This is a genomic window from Armatimonas sp. (assembly GCF_031410135.1).
Classification (GTDB): Bacteria; Armatimonadota; Armatimonadia; order Armatimonadales; family Armatimonadaceae; genus Armatimonas.
The window spans coordinates 1-5,105 of sequence record NZ_JANNYP010000446.1 but is presented as its reverse complement, the minus strand read 5'-3'; the positions used below and the strand labels follow the sequence as shown (position 1 = coordinate 5,105).

The following is a 5,105-nucleotide window of genomic DNA, read 5'->3' as shown; positions in this document are numbered from 1 at the left end:
GAGGCTCCAGAAGGGCTCGCGGGGGGTGCGGATGACGTTCCAGAGATCGGCGAGCGTTTCGGAGTCGAAGTCATCGCGGGCGGGTATGGCGGGCCAGGGGTGCTCAGGGAGGTTGGGAGCCGTCATCTCAAACTCGACTTTTCCGACGCCGACATTCACGACCGGCCAGCCCTGCTCCCAGGTGACGGGCGCAAGAAAGGTCTCGCGGCCCAGGTTGAAGTGGTAGCCCTCCGTGGGACGCATCCCAAGAAGCACGAGCCACCATTCTTTATTTTCGTTGTTCTGCGTCTCAACCAAATCCGCGTGGCCCACTCCCACGATGGGATAGTCCCAGCCTAAATGCCGGTGCGTCAGAATCGGGTTGCGCTTGTAGCCCTCGTACGGCCCGGTGAGGCTCTCGCTGCGGGCAACCGAGAGCGCGTGGTCGTGGCCCGTGCCCGCCTCGGAGATCAGCAAGTAAAAGTAGTCGCCGATTTTATAGATGTGTGGTCCCTCCGGCCAGATGGCGTTTTTAAGCGCCCCTTCCCAGAGCGCGTAGTCCGGCCCGGTGAGGTGCATCGTGGTGAGATCCAGCTCTTGCAGCCAGATCTCACAGTGCCCTGGAAACTGCGGCTCGGCGACATGGCGGTTGCCGACATACCAAGCCTTGCCCGTCTCGTCGTCGAAGTACAGTGACGGGTCAATCCCTCGCGCCTCGGGCAACCAGAAAGGCTCCGACCAAGGGCCGGTAATATCCGGTGCGGTGACGATAAAGTTGCCATGGGTCTCCGTGCCTCCCATCAGGGTGTTGATCACGTAGAACAGCCCATTGTGGTAGCGAATCGTCGGCGCGTAGAGCCCGCCGGAGCCCCGCACACCGTCTAGGTTGAGCTGCGAGGGCCGGGTCAGCACATGGCCGAGCTGCCGCCAGTTCACCAAATCTCGGCTATGAAAGATCGGCAGGCCAGGGAAGTACTCGAAGCTGGAGGGGACAAGATAGTAGTCCTCGCCCACACGACAGATCGAGGGGTCGGGGTAGAATCCAGGTAGGATCGGGTTGCGGAACGTTCGGGGTTGCGACATGGAGCAATTGTAGCCCATTGAAGGAAATTGCCTCGCATCCGACTCAAAGTTTACGGAGGAAGTTTTCATGCGTAGTTTTCTAATCGCTTTCGTCGCACTTTTAGGGGCAGCGCTGCCCAGCTTTGCGCAAGGCGGCCAAGGTGGCTTTGGCGGTGGAATGGGGTTTGGTGGCGGGGGGTCTATGGGACGGCGTGGCGGCAGTGGGGATGTGACGAAGGCCGTTAGTATTCTCACACCCGGCCAGTTCACTGAGTACCCACTCACCGTCAAGACCGGCGAGGTAATCATCGCCGAGGTCGAGACCAGCAACTTCGACTCCGCGCTCCAGATTGTGGACACAACAGGGAAGGTCTTGGCAGAGAACGACGATCGCAAGGAGGGTGATCAAGACGCACGCCTTCTCTATCGGTTCGCGCAGGCAGGCAGCTACAAAGTTCTTGTCCGAGCCTTCAAAGGCGCGGCGGGTGGACAGTTTGACCTGATGCTGCGCCGCTTTGTGCCGCAAGAGCTTGCCGTAGGGACGCGTGGCACCTACACAGGCAGCACCACGCTTCCTACCTACTTTTATGTGGCCTCCCCAGAGCCACAAACATTTCTGCTTCAGATGTCCGCCAGCTCCAATCCAGAGCTCACCGTTTTTGATCCCATGGGCGAGCAGGTCGCGACATCGGCACGCTTTGGCGGAAACAAGCGACTGGAGCTTCGAACCGCTACAAAAGGCAGCTACTTCCTGCGCGTGGAGTCCGCGCAGACAGGCACACTCACTCTAAACGCAGCTCGGGTTCTCTCGCACACGCTCGCACAAAAAAGCGAGCCACAAGCGCTCCCAGCAGGCGGGCTTGATATCTGGCGCTTTCAAGGAACCAAGGGGCAGCTCGTCCGACTGAGCACCCGAGGAGAAGGAGGCGTGCTCAGCACCAGCCTAGAGTTTATCGTCCCTAAAGAGACTCCCGACGAGGCGCGTGGGGCACTGGTCGGGACCGCGATTACGCCGCTCAGCACGCCCGCGAAAACCACGGGAGAGCAGATTGTGGTACTGGGGCAAAGCGGGATGTTCGAGCTAGCCGTGGCGCAGTCGCAGAGCCAATCCGTGCGCTATAGCCTCGCCAGCACTGTCACGGTTCGTCCTTGGGACACTCCCGCACCGCTCAAAGAGACGCTCCCCCTGGGCAAGGCGGAGTTCTATCAGCTTACTGGAAAGGCCGGTGAAATTCTCTTGTTGGAGGGTCGCTCGGAGCAGTTTGATATTGCACTGGAGCTCTTTAATGCCGCAGGCACTCTGGTCACCAGTAACGACGATGCTGGAGACGGGCGAGATGCCCGGATTCGCTCGCTACTCACTGCAAGCGGTACGTATTTTCTGAGAGTGCATGCCTTTGGGGATGGCGGCAGTGGCGGCTATGAGCTCCGTCGTGCGGTAACTCCACTCCGTCCCCTGACCATCGGGGGACGGCAAGAGGCAACTCTGGAGACCTCTAGCCCCCTGATCTTCGCGTTTACCGGCAAACCAGGGCAGGCGCTCCTCCTGAGTGCCCGCTCAACCGACTGCGACACTCTGGTTCGTGTCTACGGCCCTGAGGGCACCCTGGTGGGCAGCGACGATGACAGTGGCGGCGGGAGCAATAGCCTACTGGCCTTCACCCCCGTGCGCGAGGGCACCTACACGATCTGGCTCTCTAGTAAAGTGGGAGCAGGTAAAGCGACGATCCGTCTGATTGAGGCCGACTAAGTACTTAGTCACTGGGCAAGAAGACCCAGACATCGGGGCGGCCTGAGTTGCAGTGCACAGCGCGGGAAAGCAGGCTCAGGCCCGCCCACGAAAAATAGAGCGCCATACGGGCTCCGTGCCAAGCTCCAGAGCCAAAGCCCGAGGTCGGGGTGCCCAAACGCCGGAGCCGCCGCTCAACGGAGGGAAGTGGGTGAAACGTGCGCTCGACCTGCTCGCTTCGGGCTGGCTCGTCGTCCTGGAGCGTGTCCAACTGCCGCATCACGCTCTCTAACACCTCACGACTAGCGCCGTTTTCCAGCGCATACTGATCGGCCTCAAAGACACCTTGTTGCGACGGCGACGGCAACAGAAGCACCCCGAGAAACGACCAGAGCGTGAACCAGAGGCTCACCGTCACGAGCTGCCCCACAGACGCAAGTCCGCCCGTCAATGCCAGCGCCAGGCAGAAGCCCGCCAGGTTCCAGCCAAAGGCCAGCAGCAAACCCCGCGTGCGTGCGCCCGTCTTGATCGCGCCCCGCTTGCGCAAGAGAACCGCCTGAAACTGCTCCGTCGTGAGCGTCTCCTGCCAGTGTGCCGGGACAAGCACACGCTCTCGCCCCGGAAGCCCCGTGATTGCTCCGGTAAAGTAGTGCCCCCCGCCCGAGACCAGAGTCTTATCGTGGTAGCGCAGTCCCCCCGGAAGCGCTGCCAGAAGCGGCTGAAAGACAAGCAAGGCGAGCTGAAGCCCGCAGAACATCCCCAGCGCGAGAAGCGTGCCGCCCGCTCGGGCCGCACTGAGCAGCAAGAGCCCAAAGCCCAGCAAGAGGCCACTGTGTAGCACCACCCCACGCAGCCAGCGCCGAAAGAACATGGGAAAGCTTGCCTGGCTCCGTCCAAACTCACCGGGCAGGACAAAGCCCCCGAAAAAATCAAAGGGAGCGCTGATCGCCACGTAGGCGACCAGGACAAGAAACAGCTCTCGTAGCTCCATTGAAAAAGCGGCGGGTTGGGTGAGCAAAAACCGCTGGGGAAGCTGGGAAAATAGCAAGAGGGCGGAGAGTGTCACCAGGGTTCCCACCCCGGTGATTCCCAGCCAGAGGCGGGCACGTGCGTAGCTCATCGTAGCCCACAACGGAGCACAGGGTCTACCTGTTCCCCAAAAGCTATTTTTTCGCCAGAACAGGCGAAAGTCGTTGGCGCGGACGTGCTGCCAGTCGAGCGCTTTGCTGTGTCCACTCACGCCCCAAACCGCACAAAAAAGATCCCCCACACGGGAAATTTGTTACGCAACCCGCTACAATGCTCTATGAGTGAGAAGCCTCTGGCGCGACGGATTGCGGAGCGGGGATTTCCTTCGGTGTTCCAGGCATGGAGTCCGGCGGATGAGCCCAAGGGGATTCCCACCGAGGCGATGCTCGCCCGGCACGATCTGATCTTTCATGGCCCGGAGTTCTTTGGCCTGCGCTGGAGCAAACAGCCCACGGGCCTCGCGGAGGGCTTTACGCCTGAGAGCATCGAGATCGCGAAGAAGCGCCGGGCGGAGCTTCTGAAAAACAATCCCAACACGGTGCTGATCGCGGAGATTCGCTACCGGGATGCGCACACGAGCTATCTTCCCGAGGATCATGCTTGGTGGAAGCGTGGTAAAGATGGCAAGCGGCTCCCCGGCTGGGAAGAGGGCGGCTACTGGCTCCTGGACTTTGGCAACCCCGCGTTTCGTGCACAGGTGGCGGCGCAGGCAAAGTCAGCCGTTTCCAGTGGCGCTCTAGACGGCGTGATGCTGGACTGGTGGCAAGACGACGACGAGCGGCTGGCGCTGGTGAAAGCGATTCGCGAGGCCATCGGGCCGAGTGCGCTAGTTCTTGCCAACGCCAACGACCGGCAGACACCACGCACGGCGGCTTTGGTCAATGGCTATTTTATGGAGTGCTACCGAACCAAGACCTCCGACGACTGGCGACGGATCGCGCAGACGCTGAGCTGGGCGGAGCGGAGCCTGCGACAGCCGCGCATCAACTGTGTGGAGAGCTGGTACCACAAGAGCCGCGATGATAGAGCGCTCATGCGCCTTGTCTCCACCCTCACGCTCTGCCTCTCCGACGGCTACTGCCTCTTCTCCGACCCCAATGAGCTGCCCACGCCCGACCACCGCCACCGCTGGTACGACTTTTGGAATAAATCACTGGGCAAGCCTCTGGAGCGCGGAACGCCGCTGGGAATGGCCGAGAAATCGCACCCGCTGGGCTGGTACCGAGATTTTGACCGAGGCCGCGTCGTCTGCGTCCTGCCCGATGCGAAAGCTTTTGAGATTCAGCTGGATACGCCTCACAAAAGC

The 5,105-nt window shown here is 61.2% G+C and carries 4 protein-coding genes; 2 read left to right on the top strand and 2 right to left on the bottom strand.

Features of this window, described 5'->3' with window-relative positions:
• The coding region (locus RMO15_RS16540; protein WP_309714551.1) for a family 43 glycosylhydrolase at positions 1–1,062 on the bottom strand (1,062 nt) is incomplete at its 3' end.
• 67 nt (positions 1,063–1,129) lie between these two features.
• Between RMO15_RS16540 and RMO15_RS16535 the strand changes: the two genes are divergently transcribed.
• Complete coding sequence (locus RMO15_RS16535; protein ID WP_309714550.1) at positions 1,130–2,791, top strand: PPC domain-containing protein; 1,662 nt, start codon at positions 1,130–1,132, stop codon at positions 2,789–2,791.
• A gap of 4 nt (positions 2,792–2,795) precedes the next feature.
• Here RMO15_RS16535 and RMO15_RS16530 read toward each other — a convergent pair whose 3' ends face one another.
• Entirely contained in the window at positions 2,796–3,890 is a 1,095-nt protein-coding gene (locus RMO15_RS16530; RefSeq protein ID WP_309714549.1) for a hypothetical protein, read from the bottom strand.
• A gap of 186 nt (positions 3,891–4,076) precedes the next feature.
• Between RMO15_RS16530 and RMO15_RS16525 the strand changes: the two genes are divergently transcribed.
• The coding region (locus RMO15_RS16525; protein ID WP_309714548.1) for a hypothetical protein at positions 4,077–5,105 on the top strand (1,029 nt) is incomplete at its 3' end.

Bases quoted from the DNA above. Each gene is read 5' to 3' on its own strand.
- RMO15_RS16535 (WP_309714550.1), top strand. From the start codon at position 1,130: ATGCGTAGTTTTCTAATCGCTTTCGTCGCACTTTTAGGGGCAGCGCTG.
- RMO15_RS16530 (WP_309714549.1), bottom strand. From the start codon at position 3,890: ATGAGCTACGCACGTGCCCGCCTCTGGCTGGGAATCACCGGGGTGGGA.